This is a genomic window from Chloroflexota bacterium (assembly GCA_026713825.1).
GTDB lineage: Bacteria > Chloroflexota > Dehalococcoidia > Lucifugimonadales > UBA1127 > UBA1127.
The window spans coordinates 1-19,126 of sequence record JAPONS010000015.1; the positions used below are offsets into that span (position 1 = coordinate 1).

Below are 19,126 nucleotides of genomic sequence, written 5' to 3' on the forward strand. Positions count from 1 at the left end.
GCCCAGTAATTCCGGGTAACGCTTGCCCCCTACGTTTTACCGCGGCTGCTGGCACGTAGTTAGCCGGGGCTTATTCCCAAGGTACCGTCATTATCGTCCCCTGGAAAAGGGGTTTACGACCCAAAGGCCTTCATCCCCCACGCGGCGTCGCTGGGTCAGGCTTTCGCCCATTGCCCAAGATCCCCTGCTGCTGCCTCCCGTAGGAGTGGGGGCCGTGTCTCAGTCCCCCTCTGGCTGATCATCCTCTCAGACCAGCTACCCGTCGTCGGCTTGGTAGGCCATTACCCCACCAACTACCTGATGGGACGCAGGCCCCTCCCTCGGCGTCTTGCGACTTTCCTCTTCCGGCCGCAACCGGAAGGTCGTATGCGGTATTAGCACCGGTTTCCCGGAGTTGTCCCCCACCGAAGGGCAGGTCACCTACGCGTTCCTCAGCCGTTCGCTGCTCCCCGCCGAAGCGAGGCGCTCAACTTGCATGCATTAGGCACGCCGCCAGCGTTCACCCTGAGCCAGGATCATACTCTCCAGCTAAAGTGAACCCTACCTTCTTTCCACTCTTCCACTGTTAAGGTGCCAAACAGCGCACCAGCAGGGTGCGCTGCGTCCGAACATTGTCCCATTGGGGAAAGGGTGTGTCAACCCCGAATCCCGGGGCCTTGCAGGGGGGGGCCGGTCGCCGGTTCATTGCCGCCGTATAGGGCGCGCCGTATAATGGAAGCGGGACTCACATGTCCCTCCCACTCTACACCGGAGCACATGAATGACCAACGGGACCGAGGGCACCTGGGGAGTCAAGACCGGCCTGGCGCAGATGCTGAAGGGCGGCGTCATCATGGACGTCGTCACGGCCGAGCATGCGAAGATTGCCGAGGACGCCGGGGCCTGCGCCGTCATGGCGCTGGAGCGCGTCCCGTCCGACATCCGCTCCGACGGCGGCGTCGCGCGCATGTCCGACCCGGAGATGGTGCTCTCCATCATGGAGGCCGTCAGCATCCCGGTGATGGCCAAGTGCCGCATCGGCCACTTTGCCGAGGCGCGCATCCTGGAGGCCGTCGGCATCGACTACATCGACGAGTCCGAGGTGCTGACGCCGGCGGACGAGAGCCACCACGTCTGGAAGCACGACTTCAAGGCGCCCTTCGTCTGCGGCTGCCGCGACCTTGGCGAGGCGCTGCGGCGCATCGGCGAGGGCGCGGCGATGATCCGCACCAAGGGCGAGGCCGGCACGGGCAACGTGGTGGAGGCCGTGCGGCACATTCGCGCCGTCACAGACCACATCCGCAAGCTACAGAACATGCCGGACGACGAGCTGCCTGCCGAGGCGAAGACCCTGGGCGCGTCGCTGGACCTGGTCATCGAGGTCAAGCGGCTGGGGCGGCTGCCCGTGGTGAACTTCGCCGCCGGGGGCGTCGCGACGCCGGCCGACGCCGCGCTGATGATGTGGCTCGGTTGCGACGGGGTGTTCGTCGGCTCAGGCATCTTCAAGTCGGAAGACCCGGCCCGCCGCGCCAAGTCCGTGGTGCAGGCCGTGACCCACTACCAGGACTGGGACGTGGTGGCGGAGGTCTCCAAGGGCCTCGGCGCCCCGATGCCCGGCATCGACGTTCGCATGCTCAAACCGGAGGAGCTGCTGGCTGTCCGCGGCTGGTAGAGACCGGCGCTCGCGGCGGCACACATATAGCCACCGGAGGAACGTTTTTGGCGATACACCGAGGCGCCGCATCCCTTGCCCCGGTTGCCTGGAACATGGACTCGCACACCCTCGAGCGGGCGGCTCCCGACGTCCGTACAGGCGTCCTCGCGCTGCAGGGCGACTTCCTGGAGCACGAGATCTCCCTGCGCCGTCTTGGCGCCGAGCCTATCGAGGTGCGACTTCCCCGCGACCTGGATGGCGTCGACGCGCTCATCATCCCCGGCGGCGAGAGCACCACGATGGTCCACCTGCTCGACCTGCATGGTCTGCGGGAGCCGGTGCAGCGCCGCGCCCGCGAGGGGATGCCCGTGTGGGGCACCTGCGCGGGCATGATCCTGCTGGCGAGCGCGCTGGTGGAGGAGCGGCCAGAACCTCTCGGGCTGATGGACATCACCGTCCAACGGAATGCCTACGGGCGGCAGCTGCAGAGCTTCGAGACGGAGCTGGCTGTGACCTACCTCGGCGAGGAGCCAATCCCCGCCGTCTTCATCCGCGCGCCGGCCATTGTCTCGATGGGGGAGGGCGTGGAGACGCTGGCGTCGCTGCCGGATGGCATGCCCGTCGCGGTGCGGCAGAGCAACGTGCTGGCGACGTCGTTCCACCCGGAGCTGACGACGGACACACGGTTTCACCGGCACTTTCTGGATATGGCCGCCCTTGCGCTGGGGAGCGCGGGCAGCAGGTGATGCGTAGCTAATGCGAGTCGGAGGTGGGGAGTGACCCAGTACGTCCCGGACGCCGCCAACGTTCAGCTTGCGGGCGCCGCCCTCCCGGCGGATGACGTGGCTCCCGTTGCGCAAAAGGTGGTGGTGGATGACCTGGAGTCCCTGCTGCAGGTGTTGCCCCGTCGCGTCCGTCGCTGGCTGCAGGAACTGGAGCCCCTGGACGGCCTGCTGGAGATCATCCTGGACCTGGGGAGGCCGCCACAGGCCCGCTTCTTCGACCGGGAAGAGGCGCTGGGGCAGCAGGACACGACCGAGGAGGACATCAACAGCGTCGTGTCGCAGCTCAGCCCCTTCGGCGGGGACAACCGCGCCGGCATCGAGCGGACGCTGCACCGCATCGCGGGGATGCGAAACCGCAATGGCAAGGTGATTGGGCTGACGCTCCGCGTGGGCCGGGCGGTTTTCGGGACGAGCAAGATCATCGAGGACCTGGTGCTGTCCGGCAAGAGCATCCTGATGCTCGGCAGACCGGGTGTGGGGAAGACGACGATGCTGCGGGAGGTTGCCCGGGTGCTGGCGGACCACGCCCACAAGCGCGTCGTCATCGTCGACACGTCCAACGAGATCGCGGGTGACGGCGACGTACCGCACCCGGGTATCGGCAAGGCGCGGCGCATGCAGGTTGCGGCGCCGTCCGAGCAGCACTCCGTCATGATCGAGGCGGTGGAGAACCACATGCCTGAGGTCATCGTCATCGACGAAATGGGCACTGAGGCTGAGGCCGCCGCGGCGCGCACCATCGCGGAGCGCGGCGTGCAGCTCGTCGCGACGGCGCACGGCAACAGCCTGGACAACCTGTTGATGAACCCGACGCTGGCGGACCTGGTCGGCGGGGTGCAGACGGTCACCCTCGGCGACGAGGAGGCGCGGCGGCGCGGGACGCGGAAGAGCGTGCTGGAGCGCAAGGCGCCGCCGTCCTTCGACGCGATGGTGGAGATCCAGACCTGGGACCGCGTCGCCGTGCACGAGGAGATCGCGAGCACCGTCGACACGCTGCTGCGCGGCTTCCCGGTGTCGCCGGAGCAACGCCGGCTGAACGCGGCCGGTGTTGTCGAGCACGGCGTCGGCGAGCCCCAATACCTGCCCTCGGCGGGCAGGCCGCAGCAGTTCGGTGGATTCGGCCGCGGCGGGGGCGGGATGAGGCGGTCGGAGCCGCCGCCGTCGCGCCCGTCGGCCTTCACGCCGCCAGCGCGGACCGTCGGTGTCGGGCCCTCGCGGCCGGTGAACGACGGCCCATCGCGCCTGGCACGGGACGGGCGGCCCCTGCGGGAGACTGCGGCGGAGATCGTCGGCAAGAGCACCAGGGTCTTCTCCTACGGCGTGAACCGCGACCGGCTGTTGGAAACGGCGCGCACGCTGGGCATCGGCGCCGAGGTGACCGCCACGGTGCAGGACGCCGACATGGTGCTGACCACCAAGGTGCACTACCGCAAGCGCGGCGAGTCGCTGCAGTACGCGCAGGAGAAGGGACTGCCCATCTACGTGCTGCGCAAGAACTCGCAGGTGCAGATGGAGCAGTTCCTGAAGTCGCTGAGCGCGGGCTGGGGCGGCGACGGCCGCCAGCGCATCGCGGAGGCGATGGAGGAGACGGAGGAGGCCGTGGTGCAGGTGATCGACGGCGGGCCGTCGGTGGAGCTGGCGCCGCAGTCGTCATACGTCCGGCGGCTGCAGCACCAGCTAGCCGAGCGCTACAACCTCGGCTCCGCCAGCCTGGGCCGCGAGCCGCAGCGCCGCGTCGTCATCTTCCACCCGTAGCGGGAAAGGGAGCCACCAATGCCCCAACCACTCTTGATCACGTTTGAAGGCGGAGAAGCCACAGGCAAGTCCACGCAAGTGCGGCAGCTCTCAGCCTCACTGCGCGACGCCGGCCACAAGGTCGTCACGGTCGCCGAGCCCGGCGGCACCGAGCTAGGCGCGCGGCTGCGAAGGTTGGTGAAGTTCGGGCAAATGCCCATCGGCCCGCGGGCCGAGGCGCTGCTCTTCGTCGCGGCGCGGGCGCAGCTCGTCGAGGAGGTCATGGCCCCCGCGCTGGCGGACGGCGCCGTCGTCGTCTCCGACCGCTTCGGCGACTCGACGCTCGCGTACCAGGGCTACGGCCGCGGGCTCGACGTCGAGGAGCTGCGCGGACTGAACGCGGCGGCGACGGGCGGGCTGCAGCCGGACCTGACCGTGCTGCTGGACCTGCCGGTTGACCTCGCCCTCATGCGCCGCCAGCCTCGCGGCGGCGACAGGTTCGAGGCGGGTCTGGCGAAGGCGGACGCGGCTGATGTAGCTTTCCACCTGCGCGTCCGGGAGGGGTTCCTGACGCTGGCGGCGCAGGAACCGGAGCGGTGGCTCGTCGTCAACGCGACGCTGCCCCGGCGCGAGGTGGCGCGGGTCGTGCGCGAGCGGGTGTCGGGGATGTTAGCGGAGTAGGGATGGGGGACGCGCCGCTCTTATCACCTATGCCGAGAACGATGACCGTTTTTGACACCAGGCACGCCCAATGCTAGTATTCATCGCCTAGGAAGCGGGCACGTGCGCCGCTTCCCGAAATTGGGCGGTGGACCAGCGCCCGGAGGCCCCGGGAGGGGCGTAGCCTGGGTCCGGAGGGACCTCCACAAATGCCGCAAGGCAGCTTGGCGATCTACATCGTTCTCCTCGTCATTGCCCTGGCCTTCTCTGCGCTCTTTTCCTCCTCTGAGGCCATTCTCCTGTCCGTGCAGCGTGTGCGGTTGCAGTACATGGTCCGCAGCCGGGTGCCGGGCGCCCGCGTGGTGGCGCGGCTGGTCGAGAACCCGCAGCGGTTCCTGCCCACCATCCTCCTCGCCAACAACCTGACGAACACCGCCGCGGCCGCGCTGGGCACAGCCGTCGCGGTGCAGCTCATCGACTCCGAGGGGCTGGCGGTGGCGACCGCGACGGCCGTGGTCACGGCACTGCTGCTGGTCTTTGGGGAGACTATTCCCAAGGCCGTCGGCGTACGGCACGCGGAATCGTTGTCGCTGATAGTGGCGCCGCCCGTCACCCTGCTTGGCCGCGTACTGCTCCCCATTGTGATTGTCCTGAACGCGATTGTGGACCTGGCGCTCAAGCCCTTCGGCGGGACGACGGGGCGCACAGGCATGACGGAGGGCGAGCTGCGCGCCATGATCTCGCAGGGGCGGGAGTCGGGCGCCGTCGCCTCCCGCGAGGCGCGCATCATGGAGCGGGTCCTGCGTTTCGCCGAACACCAGGTCCGGGAGGTCATGGTGCCCCGGAACGAGGTGGTGATGGTGGAAAAGGGAGCGGAGATGGGCGAGTTCCTCTCGCTTCTGGGACGCAGGCCGCGCAGCCACTATCCAGTGTACTCCAGCAGCCCGGAGAACGTCGTGGGGGTGCTGGACGCCAGCGACGTCCTGCGCGGCCTCGCGCTGCACCACATCGGCCTCGGCGGAGACGTGACCGTTCTGGCCCGCTCTGCGGTCTTCGTGCCCGACACCAAGCTCGCGTCGGAACTGCTCGAGGAGATGCAGGAGGCCGACGACACGGCGGCCATCGCGGTGGACGAATTCGGCGTCATCGTGGGCCTGGTCACCATCGTCAAGCTGGGTGAAGAGGTGATGGGGGCGCTGGAGTTCACCGGGGACATCGAGGATGAAGAGGAAGAGGTGGAAGCGCTGGACGAGGTCACCTTTGCCGTCGACGGCGCGCTGCGTCTCCACGAGCTGACGGAGCGCATGGGCCTCGCCCTGCCGGAGGGCGACTACGAAACGGTGGCCGGCTTCCTGCTGGAGCGCATCGGCAATATCCCGTCGGAGGGGCAGCAGTACCGGTACGGCAACGTGAGCTTCACCATTACGGAGATGGACGGGCTGCGGGTGGAAAAGGTGCGCATCCACTACATCACGCCCTTTGGCGCGGAGGAGCCTCAGTCCGCGGGAGACCTCTAATGGCGACGCTGCCGCAGGCGGTGGCGCGACAGGCCGCCGCCGCCGGGCTCACGGGCGCGAGGCTCGTGGCGGCGGTGTCCGGCGGCCCCGACTCGCTTGCCCTGCTCCACGCGCTGCACTGCATCACGGACTTCCACCGGCTCTCCCTGCACGTCGCGCACGTGGACCACGGGCTGCGGCCGTCGTCCGGGCGGGACGCCGACTTCGTGCGCGAGCACGCCGAGGCGCTGGGGCTGCCGTGCACCGTCGTCGCCGTGGATGTGCCGCGCCGTCGTGACGGTTCCTTCTCCGAGGCCGCGGCCCGCGACGCCCGGTACGGCGCGCTGGCCGGCATCGCCGAGCGTGATGGCGCAGCGGCTATTGCGACGGGACATACCCTCGATGACCAGGCGGAGACGGTGCTGTTGCACGCGGTGCGCGGCGCGGGCCTCGCCGGGCTTCGCGCGATGGCCGCGCTGAGCGACGCGCCCGTCAAAGGGGCGAACGCGCGCGTCTTCCGCCCGCTGCTGGGCATCCGTCGCGGCGATACCGTTGCGTACTGCCGCGAACTGGGCCTGTCGCCCGTTTTGGACGAGTCCAACGACGACACGCGGATCCCCCGCAACCTGCTGCGTGTGGAGGTCGTGCCGCTGCTGGAGCGGCTGAACCCGCGTGCCGTCGAGGCGCTGGCCCGCATGGCCGAGAACGCGGGCGGCGCGCTCGACTTCCTCGACGCCGCGCTGGACGCCGAGTGGCCGGCGCTGGCGTCGACCGTGGACGGCGTGGTTGCGCTGGGCCGCGAGCGCCTTCGGTCGCTGCACCCCGCGCTGCAGGCACTCGCCGTGCGACGCGCGTATGAGGCAGCCGGCGGGGCAAGCGGCTCGCTGGACGCGGTGAACGTTGAGGCGGCGTTGCGGCTCGCGAGCGGCCCGGCGGGCAGGGAGGCGACGTTGCCCGGCGGCGTCCGGGCGGAGGCGCGCCATGATGCGCTCGTGTTGCGCTCATCCGGGGCACCGGGGCAGCCGCCGCTGGAGGGGGAGCACCCGATTCACGTGCCGGGCGTCGCGTCGGCGGGCGGCTGGCGCGTGGAGGCGCAGGTTGTTCCGATGCCCGCGAGCCTGGACGCACCGCCGTTCGTTGCCCATCTGGACGCGGACGCGCTCGGCGGCGAGCTGTGCGTGCGGGGGCGGCGGCAGGGCGACCGCTTTCAGCCGCTCGGCATGGCGCAGGGGAGCAGGAAGCTGCAGGACTACTTCGTAGACGCGCACGTGCCCCGGCGGGAACGGGACGCCGTGCCGCTGCTCGTGTCGCCGCGGGGTGTGGCGTGGGTCACGGGGCATGCCGTCGCGCACTGGGCGCGGGTCACGCCGGAGACGCGGCGGGTTCTTCGTGTGGAGCTCGCGAGGGAGGCCGGGTCGCAGGCTACGCCAGCGCCTCCAGCGCCGCCGCCAGATCGAGGTCCTTCCGGCTGATGCCGCCTGAGGAGTGCGTTGTCAGGGTGACCGTGACGCGCTTGTAGCCGACGGCCATGTCCGGGTGGTGATCGGCGGCCTCCGCGGCCTCCGCCGCGCCGTTCACGAAGGCGATGCCGTCCATGTACGCGCCGAAGGTGTACGTCTTGGCGATGGCGTCGCCATCGCGCTGCCAGTCCGCGAGCCCGGCCAGCCCCGCCGCGATTGCCTCGTCGCTCAGCCTGGTGTCGTCCGCCATGACCGCGCTCCTTCCCTATCCCTTAGCCCTGAGCGATGAGGTGCTCGCGCACCATGCCCTCGCCGAGGATGCCCTCCAGCCGGTCGTAGAGGTCCTGGCAGCCGTAGGCCTTCATAGATGCCTCCAACCGGACGGTCTTGCCGTTGGTGCGCACTTCCAGCAGGACGGGGTCGTTGCCGGGGAAGTCCATCAGCAGCCGCAACGTGTCCCGAAGCGTGAGCTCGTCCTGCCGGGGGTCGTCCGTCTCCTGAAGCTGGAGCTGCAGCCATCGGTCCGGGCCGCCGCCCCCGTTGGTTTGCGGCGCATGGCCGTTTGCCGTGACCTCGGTCTCCTCTGCCGCGTGCCCGTTCCCGGACGGCTCCGCAACATCCTCATTCTCTGCCGCGCCGTTTCCATTGTGGCGGCCGTTGGTTGGCACAGGGGCGGTTGGCGGCACGTACGTGCTTTCCGTCCGCACCGCGGGCACGGTGATCCCCGAGGGCTGCGGTGGCTCGGCCTCGGCTGGCGCATCGTCCCACGGCGCGGCTGTGGGCGACGGTTGATCGCCGGTGGTGGGGAGGATGAAGGGCGCGGCGCGTTCGCACACGATGGACTGCTGGTCGCCGCGCATGCTGACGCGGCCGTTGACCTGGAGGAGGTTGCCCTCCCGCCAAAGGTCCTGGTTCTCCGAGTACGTCGCGCCGAATGCTGCCACCTCGACTGCGCCGTCCATCAGCCGCAGCTCGGCGGCGGCGGAGGCCGAGCCGTTCCGGGTGGTGAAGTAGCGAACGGAGGCCACCTGCCCCACGAGGGCCACGCGGGCGTTTGCCTGCTCGCCCTCAAGGTCCTGGACGGAAATGATGGCGGTACCGGGGTCGACGCCCGCGAGCATCTGGATGAAAGGGGTCTCGGAGAAGGTCACGCCCATGAGCTCGCGCTCCCACCCGGCCTTCTCCTGCACGCCGGCGTCGGCGGCGACGGGGAGCTGCAGCTCCGGCATCGGGGCGTCCACGGACTCGCCGAAGAGGTCGAACATGGTAGTCTGGCCGCTGCGGCGGCGCTCGGCCTCCTGGTTAGCCAGCGCCATGATCCGGTCGAGGCCGGCAAGGAGCGCGCCGCGGCTCAGCTCGAGGGCGTCCATGGCACCCGCTTTGACCAAGCTCTCCATGATCCGCTTGTTGATGCCCTTCATGTCCATACGGCGGCAAAGGTCCTCGACACCCGCGAAGGGCTCGGCGCCGCGCGACTCGACGACGGCGCCGATGGCGGCCTCGCCGACGCCCTTGATGGCGCCGAGGCCGAAGCGGATGGCCTGCGGGCTGCCGTGCGCACCCTCGATGGTGAATTCGACGGCGCTGTAGTTGACGTCGGGTGGGCGGACCTCGATGCGCATGCGGTGGCACTCGCCGATGGTCGCCGCCATGCGGTCGGTGTTGCCGAGGCGCTGGTTGAGCACGGCCGTCATGTACTCGACGGGGTAGTTTGCCTTGAAGAAGGCCGTCCAGTAGGCGATGAGGGCGTAGCTGACGGCGTGGGCCTTGTTGAAGGCGTACCCGGCGAAGGGCTCGATGAGCTGGAACATGTCCTCGGCTTCCTTCCGGGTGTAGCCGCGCTCCTGCGCGCCCTTCAGGAAGACCTCCTTCTCCTCCGCCATGATGGCGGCGACCTTCTTGCCCATCGCCTTGCGGAAGGCGTCGGCCTCTCCCAGCGTGTACCCGGCGAAGCGCTGCACGATGAGCAGCACCTGGTCCTGGTAGACGATGACGCCGTAGGTCTCCTCCAGAAACTCCCGCACATCCGGGTGCGGGTACTGGATCTCCTCCTCGCCGTGCTTGGCGCGGATGTAACGGTCGATGTGCTCCATGGGGCCGGGCCGGTAGAGGGCCACCATGGCGGCGATGTCCCGGAAGTCGGTGGGCTTCAGGTCGCGGATGTAGCGGCGCATTCCCGTGCCCTCAAGCTGGAACACGTCGGTGGTGTCGCCGGCCGAGAGGAGGGCGAAGGTCTGCGGGTCGTCCAGCGGGATGGACTGCAGGTCAAGCTCGGGGCCGCCGTTGGCCGCGACGAGGTCCATGGCGCGCCGCAGGATGGTCAGGTTGGCGAGGCCGAGGAAGTCCATCTTCAAGAGGCCCAGCTTGGCGATGGGGTCCATGGAGAACTGGGTCATGGGCGTGCCGCTCTCCTCGTCCCTGACCGGGCGCTGGAGCGGGATGTGCTCCTCCAGCGGGTCCGCCGAGATGACGACGCCCGCCGCGTGGGTGCTGACGTGGTGGACGGTGCCCTCGATGCGCTGGGCCGTCGTCACGAGGTTGTCCAGCGTGGAGTCAGCGTTCTTCAGCTCGTCCAGCTCCGGGCTGAGGGAGACGGCCTCGGCGAGCGAGCCCGCGCGGGGCGGGATCAGCCGGGCGACGCGGTCGACGTCCGAGTAAGGCAGCCCAAGGGCGCGGCCGACGTCCCGGATGGCGGCGCGGGGGCCCATGGTGCCGAAGGTGATGATCTGGGCAACATGGTCCCGGCCGTACTTGTCGACCACGTAGCGGATCACCTGGTCCCGCCGGTCGTCCTGGAAGTCCATGTCGATGTCCGGCATCTCCTTGCGCTCCATGTTCAGGAAGCGCTCGAAGACCAGGTTGTACTCCAGCGGGTCGACGTCGGTGACGCCGAGGCAAAAGAGCACGAGGCTGGCGGCCGCGCTGCCCCGCACGCCGAAGAGGATGCCCTCCCGCCGCGAGAAGGCGATGATGTCCCAGACCACGAGGAAGTAGGTGGCGAACTGCGTGTGCTCGATGACCGAGAGCTCGTAGTCCAGCCGCTCGTGGTAGCGCTTGGGCGCGCCGGGACGGAGCCGTTCGAGGCCCTCGCGGCAGAGACGCTCCAGGTACACCTGCGGCTCGGATCCGTCTGGCGTGGGGTACTGGGGCAGCCGGATGCGGTCGAAGTTGAGGCGGATGTCGCAGGTGTCGGCGATGCGCTGCGTATTGGAGACGGCCTCGGGAAACTCCGGGAAGAGCTGCAGCATCTCGTCCGGGCTCTTGAGGTAGAAGGAGTCGCCGTGCATCTTGAGCCGTTTGCCGTCGTGCACGGTGGTGTTGGTGGAGATGCAGATGCGGATGTCCTGCATTGACGCGTCCTCGCGGTGGACATAATGAAAGTCGTTGGTGGCCGCGAGGGGGATGCCCAACTCGCGGTTCAGCTCGATGAGGGAGGCGTTGACCCGATCGAGCTCCTCGAGGCCGTCGTGGCGCTGGAGCTCGAGGTAGAAGTTCTCGCCGTAGACCTCGCGGAACCAGTCGATGGACGCGCGCGCGTCAACGTCGCGACCCGCGAGGGTAAGCTCGGCGAACTCGCCGCTGAGGCAGCCGGAGAGGGCGATGATGCCGCCGCGGTAGCGGTTGAGCAGGTCGCGGTCGACGCGGGGCTTGTAGTAGAAGCCGTCGAGGTGCGAGCGCGTGACGAGCTGGATGAGGTTCGCGTAGCCGGTGTTGTCGCGCGCGAGCAGCGTCAGGTGGTACGGATTGCGGTCCGCCGCGGTGCGCGATGTGTGGGAGCCGGGCGCCAGGTAGACTTCACACCCGAGGATGGGGTTGATGCCAGCCTCTCGGCAGGCAGAGTAGAAATCTACAGCCCCGTACATCACGCCGTGATCCGTGATGCCGAGGGCATTCATCCCGAGCTCTTGACACCGCTGCACCATGGGGCCGATCCGGCTCAACCCATCCAGTAGGCTGTACTCCGTGTGCACGTGCAGGTGGGTGAACAAGGCTTTCCTCTTATGTTGTTGGCGTCATTATATGCCCGCGTCAACGGGGGGCGGCAAGCCATGAAACTCGGAGGATTCAGGGTTGATTTTGCGAAAGGGCCTCGCGAGCTCATCGGCCCGCGAGGCCCCGTCAGGTTCACGCGCCAACAGTGGCGAGTTGCGCGCGAGAGGCCGGGCTACTCGCCCCTCGGTGCGACGCCGCCCATCTCCATCTCCTGCGGGATGGTGGGGATGCGCGCCGCGATGACGGCGGGGGTGCCACGCCGGACCTGGTCGAGGCCGCGGCGCAGGGCGGGGCCGATCTCCTCGGCGGTGGTGACCGTCTCGCCGTAGCCGTTGGCGGCCTCTGCCAGCTTGGCGAAGTCGGGAGGCGGGTCGAAGAGGCCGCCGTCGTACTGCTCGTTGCGGATGGCCGCGCCCTCGGGGTACGTGCCGCGCAGGCCGCGCGTGCCGGTGCTGTACGAGGCGTTGACGAACACGACGGCGAGGTAGGGCGCGTTGTGGTGGTTGGCCGCCCACAGGCCCGCCAGCGGCGTGCCGAACATGAAGTAGCCGTCGCCGGAGGTGAGGATGACGTCGCTGTTGGGCTTGGCCAGCTTGGCGCCGAAAGCAGCGGCGCTGCCCCAGCCGCCAGTGCTGCCGCCGCTCTTGAAGTACGTGCCCGGCTGCGAGCGCTCGTGGTAGGCCTGCACGTAGGGCGTATTGCTCAGAGCGTCGTCCAGCAGGATGGCGTCGGACTCCATGACCTGCCCCAACTGGTAGGCCACCCATCGGGGGTGCAGCGGCGAGCGCTTGGAGGCCTCGGCGGCGAGGTCCTCGTTCCGCTGCCGGATCTCCTCCTTGCGCTGCTCCAGCCGTGCGCGCCGGTCGGCGATGCGATCCATGTCACTCTTGGTGAGCAGGCCAGTGGCGGCTTCGTAGATTGCCTCGGCGGCGCCGGTGACGCTAACAGGCAGCCACATGTCGGCGCGGTACTCCATCGTCTTGTAGCGGGACTGCACCGGGTCGGGGTCGACCCAGATGACCCTGGCATCGGCGCTTGGGGCGTTGCGCCCGGGAGTGAAGGGCGACGGCGACTCGCACACCATGACGACGTCGGCGTCCGCGGCGTCGGGCCCGGTGCCGTGCAGCGGGTGGGTCGTCGGGAAGTTCATCTTGTCCGTCTGCTGCTCCCGGATGGGTATCGCCAGAAGCTCGGCGAGCCGGACCAGCGCCTCGACGGAATCCGGGTGGCGGCCCGACTTGGCGAGGGAGATGACGGGGTTGTTGGCCTTGACCAGCCACTCGGCGGCCAATTTTGCGTCGCGCGGGTCAGGCCACGCGGGCCTCGCGACGCCGAGCTGGTCGCGAGTCGGGAAGCGCGTGGTGCCCGGCATCGGCTGCATGGCGACCTCGCGCGGGACGGTCATGTACACGGGCCCCTGCGGGTCGCTCATGGCGACCTGCAGCAGGCGGCTGACCATGAGGCCGGGGTTGTCGAGGTGTTCCAATCGGTGGTCGTGCTTGGTGTACTGCCGCAGAATCTCACCCTGATCGCGGGGCTCCTGCACCCACTGGATGGGGGCGTCGCGGCCGCCGCGCATGGTGCCGGGGTAGGCGCGCGGGCCGGTGCCGGCGGTCATGAGCACCGGATAGCCGCCGCGCCACGCCGTGTGGATGGCGGCGCCGTAATTCAGGGTACCGACGTCGACGTGGACGGCGGTGGCGGCGGGCTGGCCGGTGACCATCGCGTTGCCCAGCGCCGCGTGGAGCGCCGCGCCCTCGTGCGTCATGGTGACCAGCCGCGGCGAGGGCCACTCGCGCTCGCGGGCCTTGGCGGCGCTCTCCTGGAAGAAGGCAATCTCGGAGCCGGACACGAAGAAGAGGTTGTCGACGCCGCCCAGCTTCATGGAGGCCATGATGGCGTCGGACCACTCCTCCGCGCCGTACTCGCCCCAAGTGGACTCAAATGAACGAGGCTCACTGGTTACCATGATGGACCTCCCTGTTGCTCGCTGTGGTTGGTGGCGCAAGGCTAGGGCGCGCGCGTGGGGGTGTCAAGGAAGGGGGAGGGGGTGGACGCACCTACCCCAACAACGGCGCCAGTGTTTCGCTGTCGGCTAGCGCGTGGTTGATTGCGTCCTCAAACGGAGATGGCTATCGCTGACCTGCTAGTTTGCCGCCTCCGTCGGGATCCAGCGCACTGATGAGATCTCGCTGAATTCCCGCCGAATCCTCGTCCAAGAACGTCCGGCATCGTCGCTGCGGTACAGGTAGCCGTAGCGGCTGCCGGCGAACAGGACGTCGGGGTCCCAGGCCTCGAGGTTGACGACCCACATGGCGGAGTTGGGCTCGTCCGGGAGCGGAACCGGCTCCCAGGTCGTGCCCGTGTCGTCCGAGCGCATGATGGCGCCCGTCATGCCGGGTGTCGCGTCGCCGATGGTAAAGAAGGCGGACTTGCCGTTGGCCGGCGACGTGCCGAACCCCCTCGTGTAGCGCAGCGGGAACTTGTCTGCGACGCCGACCGAGGTCCAGCTCTCGCCCTCGTCCTCGGTGAACCAGGCGTCGTTGTTGACGACGGCGAAGACGCGCTTGGGCGGGCCCTGGACGACGGCGACGCTGTGCAGATCCATGTTGGGGATCTCCTGCCCGACGCGGGTCCAGGTGTCGCCGCCGTCGGCGCTGTGGCGCAGGCCGTCGACCTCTATGCCTGCCCAGATGCTCTGGGGGTTGACCGGGTCGATGGCGAAACCGGTGACGCGGGGCACGCCGACGGCCGGGCACTCCTCGGCGATGTCCACTGGCCGCTGGCTCCACGTCGCGCCGCCGTCGGTCGAGCGGAAGATCCCGCACGGGGTGGGCGTGCCGGTGCCGGCGAAGATGATCGCAGGGTTGCTGTGGTCGAACGCGATGCTCCACACGCAGTAGCCGTTGAGCTCGGAGTCCACTCGGGCCCACGTGTCCCCAGCGTCAGAGCTCTTGTAGAGGCCGAGGTCAGTGCCGCAGAGGACTTCACGAGGGTTATCCGGATTCACCGCCAGGGTGCGGACAATCGCGTCGGAGTGCATTCCCTGCCCCACGCTTGCCCGGACCCAGGTCTCTCCGCCGTCGGTGCTGCGATGAACCCCCTGTCCCACTGAACCGACCAGTACGGTGACGTTGTTATTCATTGCGCCCCCCTTTCAAGGGATGTCCGGTGTCCCTTTACCCTGCCGTCAATTTTCGTTCCAATGGCGGCATTGTAACGCCCAAACCAGCAACCGCCACCAGGACGTTGAAACCTGAGGGGTGGTCGTTGTGTGGAGGCCTCCACTATAGCCGAGCTATCAGCTCGTCTATTTGCTCAACCGTGTTCATGTCGGGCTCCCACGCTGCGATGAGACCGTTCTCGTCGATGGCGACTGCGGGACGGCGGCCCTCGGCGTTGTTGGCAACGTAGCGCTCCGCCGACGCGTCCGACATGCCGTACGCAATGCCAACGCTCCAGTCGGGGTCCAGCAGGACCGCGAAGGGCAGACCCTCCTTCTCGATCCACGCCCGGGCGCTTTCGGCGTCCTTGTCGTTCATGCCGTAGACCACGATGTTCTTGTCTGCCAGTTTGGCGGCGTTCTCCCGGTACCCGAGAGCCATCCGCGTTCAGTTCCCGCCCCCGGAGCTGGTGTAGAAGTAGAGCACCGCCTTCTTCCCCCGCAGGTCGCCGAGCGATACGGTGTTGTCATAACAGTCCTTGAGGGTGAAGTCCGGGGCGGGACTGCCGATTTCCAGTTGTGCCATGTGCACCTCCTTGAGGTTGCTCCCCCTAACCAAGCAGGGCGGCCCGGTTAGCCGAGCAGGGAGACGATGATGTTGCCCATCTCCACCGTGCCGACGACGTTGTCGCCCGGCGCCGCGATGTCGCCCGAGCGGTAGCCGTCGGCGAGGGCACGGCTGACCGCATCCTCGACCAGCTCCGCCGCCTCGTCGAGCCCCAGCGAGTACCGCAGCAGCATCGCCGTGCTCAGGATGCTGGCGATGGGGTTGGCGATTCCCTGGCCCGCGATGTCCGGCGCGGTGCCGTGGATCGGCTCGAACAGGCCGTACGCGGGCTTCCCCTGCTCCGGCACGCCGGCGAGGCTCGCCGAGGGCAGCATGCCCATCGAGCCGGACAGCACAGCGGCCTCGTCCGTGAGGATGTCGCCGAAGGTGTTCTCCGCCACCATCACGTCGAAGCGGCTGGGCGCGCGCACCAGCTGCATTGCGGCGGTGTCCACGAGGACGTGCTCCAACTCGACGTCCGGGTACTCCTCGCCCATCTCCATGGCGATCTCGCGCCACAGCCGCGAGGACTCCAGCACGTTGGCCTTGTCGACGGATGTCAGCTTCTTCCGCCGCATCCGCGCCAGCTCGAAGCCGACGCGCAGCACGCGCGCAATGAACTCCTCGCTGTAGTACATCGTGTCGACACCCCGGCGGCCCCGGCTGTTGCTCCAGCGTTTCTTCGGCTTGCCGTAGTAGAGCCCACCCGTCAGCTCTCGCACGACGATGAAGTCGACACCCTCCAGCACCGACGGCTTGAGCGTGCTCGCGTCGATGAGCTGCGGCACCACCTGCACCGGGCGCAGGTTCGCGAAGAGGTCCAGCCCCTGCCGGATGGCCAGCAGGCCGTCCTCAGGGCGTGTCTTGGCGCGGGGGTCGTCCCACTTCGGCCCGCCGACGGCGCCGAACAGGACGGCGTCGGCCGCCTTGGCCGTGCGCAGGGTCGAGTCGGGCAGCGCGTTGCCGAAGTCGTCGATGGCGTTGCCGCCCACCGCTCCGTGCTCGTACTCGAAGGTGTGGCCGAACCGGTCGCCGATGGCGTTGAGCACCCTGACGCTCTCATTCGTGACCTCCGGGCCGATGCCGTCGCCGGGCAGCACTGCAATCTTGTAGTCCATGCGATTCCTTCCTCCGCCCACCCGTCGGGGTGGTATTCGTATGCTTTTGGCTACGTCCCAATCGGGCGTTTGACGGGCATCCCCGCCTGCCGCGGATACCCCTTCGGCGTCGCCGCGATCTTCTCGACGACCACCAGCGCACGGCCGTCCTCGAGTCCCGGGGCGCTGACCGGGCGCAGGGTCGGAGCGGCGCCCCCAAGAAGCTGGACTGCCTTGGCCGCAGCGGCTAGCTCCGGCCCGACGTTGTCCTTCTTGTGCGCCACCAGCACGCCGCCGGCGCGCAGGAACGGCAGTGTCAGCTCGGCCAGCGCGGGCAGCTTGGCCACGCCCCGGGCGAGCACGGCGTCGAACGACGCACGCAGCGACGGGTCGTGGGCGAGGTCCTCTGCCCGCCCGTGCTGCACCGTCACGTCCGGCAACTCTAGGTGTGCGACGAGGTCCCTGAGAAAGGCCACCTTCTTGCCCGTCGTCTCCAACAAATCCAGTCGGATGCCGGGAAAGGCTATCTTCAGCGCCACGCCGGGGAGTCCAGCCCCGCTGCCGACGTCGAGCACGCGCCCGCCCCGCAGGGTCTCGGCGGTGAGGACGCAGGCCACCGTCAGCGAGTCCAGAAAGTGCAGCGTCTCGACGGCCTCTGGCTTCGTGATGGAGGTCAGGTTCATCCGCGTGTTCGCTACGAGCATGACGTGGGCGTACTTCGCGAACTGCGCTTCCTGCTCGGCGCTCAGCTCAACGCCGATGGCGCGGGCGCCTTCGGTCAGCAGGCGCAACTTGCTCTCGGCCTCGGTCTTCTGCATGCCGAGAGTATAGCAGGGTGCGCACACGTGTGCGGGCGTGAGGGCGGGGTGCCCCTTCCCCCGGCGGCCAGCCCCCGCTAAGCTGTTGGGCATGCCTTAGACGGGAGGGGTCATGGCCACGCGTCAGTTGGTACGGGAGAACGCCGAGCTTGAGGCGGAGCTGCGCAAGCGGCTGCGCGGCGAGGTCCGCTTCGACCGGATGACCCGCGCCATCTACGCCACCGACGCCTCCATCTACCAGATGGACCCCGTCGGCGTGGTCTTCCCGATGGACGTGGAGGACGTGGTCAACACTGTTACCTTCTCGGCGGTCCACGGCGTGCCCGTGCTGCCCCGCGGTGGTGGCACAGGGCTGGCGGGGCAGACGGTCAACCACGCCATCGTCATGGACTTTTCCCGGCACATGAACCAGCTCATTGAGATGAACCCGGAGGAGGGCTGGGCGTGGGTGGAGCCGGGCATCGTGCTGGACCAGCTCAGCGCCCTCGGCGCGCCGCACGGGCTCAAGTTCGCGCCGGACCCCTCGACGACCAACCGGGGCAACATCGGCGGCGCAATCGGCAACAACTCCTGCGGCGCCCGCTCCATCGTCTACGGCAAGACGCTCGACCACGTGCTGGAGCTCGAGGTGGTCCTCGCCGACGGCACCGTGACCACCTTCCGCGACCTATCGCCCGAGGAGCTCGAGGCCAAGCTCGCGCTCCAGACGCTGGAGGGGCAGATCTACCGCGAGGCGCGGCGCATCGCGACGGAGCAGGCCGAGGAGATCGACCGCCGCTACCCCAAGATCCAGCGGCGCGTCAGCGGCTACAACCTGGACGAGGTCCTCCGCGACCCCATGAACATGGCCAAGGTCGTCGTCGGCTCCGAGGGCACGCTGGTGACCTTCACCCGCGCCAAGGTGCGCATGGCGCCCCGCCCCAAGGCCGCCGCCCTCGCTGTGGTGCACTTCAACACCATCCTGGAGTCCTTCGAGGCGACGGTGGCGCTGCTCGACTCCGGCGCGTCGGCCATCGAGCAGATGGACAACACCATCGTCCGGCAGGGCCGCCTGCACCCGGGGCTCTCGCCGCGCATGGCCTTCGTCGAGGGCGACCCGGCGTCGATGCTGCTGGTCGAGTCGTCCGGCGACACGCCGGAGGAGGCGGAGGCAGGCCTGGAGCGCATCGCCCGCACCATTGAGCGGCGCGGGCTGGGCTACCACACGCTCAAGGTCACCGACCCGCGGCAGCAGTCGACCATCTGGGCCGTCCGGCGCGACGGGCTCGGGCTCATCATGAGCGTCGAGGGCACGGCCAAGCCGCTGCCCTTCGTCGAGGACACCGCCGTGCCGCCGGAGCGGCTGCCCGAGTACTTCCAGCGCTTCGACGAACTGGTCCGCGAGGAGAAGACGACCGCGGCCTACTACGGGCATGCCAGCGTCGGCTGCATGCACATCCGGCCGCTCGTGGACATAAAGCAGCAGGAGGGCCTCGACCGCATGGTGCGCATCGCGGAGCGCGTGTCGGACCTCGTGCTGGAGTTCGGCGGGTCGCTGAGCGGCGAGCACGGCGACGGCATCGTCCGGGGCGTGTTCACGGAGAAGATGTTCGGCCCGCAGCTCTACGAGTCGTTCCGCGAGTTCAAGCGCGTCTTCGACCCGCAGGGCATCATGAACCCCCGCAAGAGCGTCGACTGCCC

General features: G+C 68.7%; 14 protein-coding genes and 1 rRNA gene. 7 read left to right on the forward strand and 8 right to left on the reverse strand.

Features of this window, described 5'->3' with window-relative positions:
• Window positions 1–531 (reverse strand): 16S ribosomal RNA (locus OXC99_01960); the annotation flags it as partial.
• A gap of 229 nt (window positions 532–760) precedes the next feature.
• On the opposite strand from OXC99_01960, the gene pdxS reads away from it, so the two are divergent.
• The 6 genes from pdxS to tilS all read left to right on the forward strand — a co-directional run bounded on the left by pdxS (window position 761) and on the right by tilS (window position 7,780).
• Window positions 761–1,651, forward strand: a complete 891-nt coding sequence (gene pdxS, locus OXC99_01965) for a pyridoxal 5'-phosphate synthase lyase subunit PdxS (protein ID MCY4623762.1) — start codon at window positions 761–763, stop codon at window positions 1,649–1,651.
• 95 nt (window positions 1,652–1,746) lie between these two features.
• On the forward strand, window positions 1,747–2,379 hold the full coding sequence (pdxT, locus tag OXC99_01970; GenBank protein MCY4623763.1) for a pyridoxal 5'-phosphate synthase glutaminase subunit PdxT: 633 nt from the start codon (window positions 1,747–1,749) through the stop codon (window positions 2,377–2,379).
• A gap of 96 nt (window positions 2,380–2,475) precedes the next feature.
• Complete coding sequence (locus OXC99_01975) at window positions 2,476–4,173, forward strand: AAA family ATPase (GenBank protein ID MCY4623764.1); 1,698 nt, start codon at window positions 2,476–2,478, stop codon at window positions 4,171–4,173.
• A gap of 18 nt (window positions 4,174–4,191) precedes the next feature.
• Window positions 4,192–4,833, forward strand: coding sequence for a dTMP kinase (tmk, locus tag OXC99_01980; GenBank protein MCY4623765.1), 642 nt, complete (start codon window positions 4,192–4,194; stop codon window positions 4,831–4,833).
• 188 nt (window positions 4,834–5,021) lie between these two features.
• Window positions 5,022–6,329 (forward strand): hemolysin family protein, encoded by a 1,308-nt coding sequence (locus OXC99_01985; GenBank protein ID MCY4623766.1) that lies wholly within the window; start codon window positions 5,022–5,024, stop codon window positions 6,327–6,329.
• Window positions 6,329–7,780: a tRNA lysidine(34) synthetase TilS gene (tilS, locus tag OXC99_01990; GenBank protein ID MCY4623767.1), complete on the forward strand. Its 1,452-nt coding sequence runs from the start codon at window positions 6,329–6,331 to the stop codon at window positions 7,778–7,780. The genes OXC99_01985 and tilS overlap by 1 nt, the downstream gene beginning before the upstream one ends.
• Here tilS and OXC99_01995 read toward each other — a convergent pair.
• The 7 genes from OXC99_01995 to rsmG form a co-directional block, all read right to left on the reverse strand.
• Window positions 7,731–8,018, reverse strand: coding sequence for a 4a-hydroxytetrahydrobiopterin dehydratase (locus OXC99_01995; protein MCY4623768.1), 288 nt, complete (start codon window positions 8,016–8,018; stop codon window positions 7,731–7,733). The genes tilS and OXC99_01995 overlap by 50 nt on opposite strands.
• 22 nt (window positions 8,019–8,040) lie before the next feature.
• Window positions 8,041–11,757 carry a DNA polymerase III subunit alpha gene (gene dnaE / locus OXC99_02000; protein MCY4623769.1) on the reverse strand — a complete coding sequence of 1,239 codons (3,717 nt, stop codon included), beginning with the start codon at window positions 11,755–11,757 and terminating at the stop codon, window positions 8,041–8,043.
• Window positions 11,758–11,933: 176 nt separating this feature from the next.
• On the reverse strand, window positions 11,934–13,730 hold the full coding sequence (locus tag OXC99_02005) for a thiamine pyrophosphate-requiring protein (protein MCY4623770.1): 1,797 nt from the start codon (window positions 13,728–13,730) through the stop codon (window positions 11,934–11,936).
• 177 nt (window positions 13,731–13,907) lie between these two features.
• Window positions 13,908–14,906, reverse strand: coding sequence for a hypothetical protein (locus tag OXC99_02010; protein ID MCY4623771.1), 999 nt, complete (start codon window positions 14,904–14,906; stop codon window positions 13,908–13,910).
• Between the two features lie 142 nt (window positions 14,907–15,048).
• The gene (locus OXC99_02015; GenBank protein ID MCY4623772.1) at window positions 15,049–15,510 is read right to left on the reverse strand and encodes a redoxin domain-containing protein; all 462 of its coding nucleotides are present in this window, start codon (window positions 15,508–15,510) and stop codon (window positions 15,049–15,051) included.
• 47 nt (window positions 15,511–15,557) lie between these two features.
• Window positions 15,558–16,649 (reverse strand): 3-isopropylmalate dehydrogenase, encoded by a 1,092-nt coding sequence (gene leuB, locus OXC99_02020; GenBank protein ID MCY4623773.1) that lies wholly within the window; start codon window positions 16,647–16,649, stop codon window positions 15,558–15,560.
• Between the two features lie 50 nt (window positions 16,650–16,699).
• Complete coding sequence (rsmG, locus tag OXC99_02025) at window positions 16,700–17,446, reverse strand: 16S rRNA (guanine(527)-N(7))-methyltransferase RsmG (GenBank protein MCY4623774.1); 747 nt, start codon at window positions 17,444–17,446, stop codon at window positions 16,700–16,702.
• A 112-nt stretch (window positions 17,447–17,558) separates the two neighbouring features.
• On the opposite strand from rsmG, the gene OXC99_02030 reads away from it, so the two are divergent.
• Window positions 17,559–19,126 (forward strand): FAD-binding oxidoreductase (locus tag OXC99_02030; protein MCY4623775.1); only part of this gene is annotated, 1,568 nt, incomplete at its 3' end.

Excerpts from the sequence above, each read along its gene's own strand:
- OXC99_02010 (MCY4623771.1), bottom strand. The coding sequence starts at position 14,906 with ATGAATAACAACGTCACCGTACTGGTCGGTTCAGTGGGACAGGGGGTT.
- pdxT (MCY4623763.1), top strand. The coding sequence starts at position 1,747 with ATGGACTCGCACACCCTCGAGCGGGCGGCTCCCGACGTCCGTACAGGC.
- rsmG (MCY4623774.1), bottom strand. The coding sequence starts at position 17,446 with ATGCAGAAGACCGAGGCCGAGAGCAAGTTGCGCCTGCTGACCGAAGGC.
- tmk (MCY4623765.1), top strand. The coding sequence starts at position 4,192 with ATGCCCCAACCACTCTTGATCACGTTTGAAGGCGGAGAAGCCACAGGC.
- pdxS (MCY4623762.1), top strand. The coding sequence starts at position 761 with ATGACCAACGGGACCGAGGGCACCTGGGGAGTCAAGACCGGCCTGGCG.
- leuB (MCY4623773.1), bottom strand. The coding sequence starts at position 16,649 with ATGGACTACAAGATTGCAGTGCTGCCCGGCGACGGCATCGGCCCGGAG.
- OXC99_01995 (MCY4623768.1), bottom strand. The coding sequence starts at position 8,018 with ATGGCGGACGACACCAGGCTGAGCGACGAGGCAATCGCGGCGGGGCTG.
- OXC99_02005 (MCY4623770.1), bottom strand. The coding sequence starts at position 13,730 with ATGGTAACCAGTGAGCCTCGTTCATTTGAGTCCACTTGGGGCGAGTAC.
- tilS (MCY4623767.1), top strand. The coding sequence starts at position 6,329 with ATGGCGACGCTGCCGCAGGCGGTGGCGCGACAGGCCGCCGCCGCCGGG.
- OXC99_01985 (MCY4623766.1), top strand. The coding sequence starts at position 5,022 with ATGCCGCAAGGCAGCTTGGCGATCTACATCGTTCTCCTCGTCATTGCC.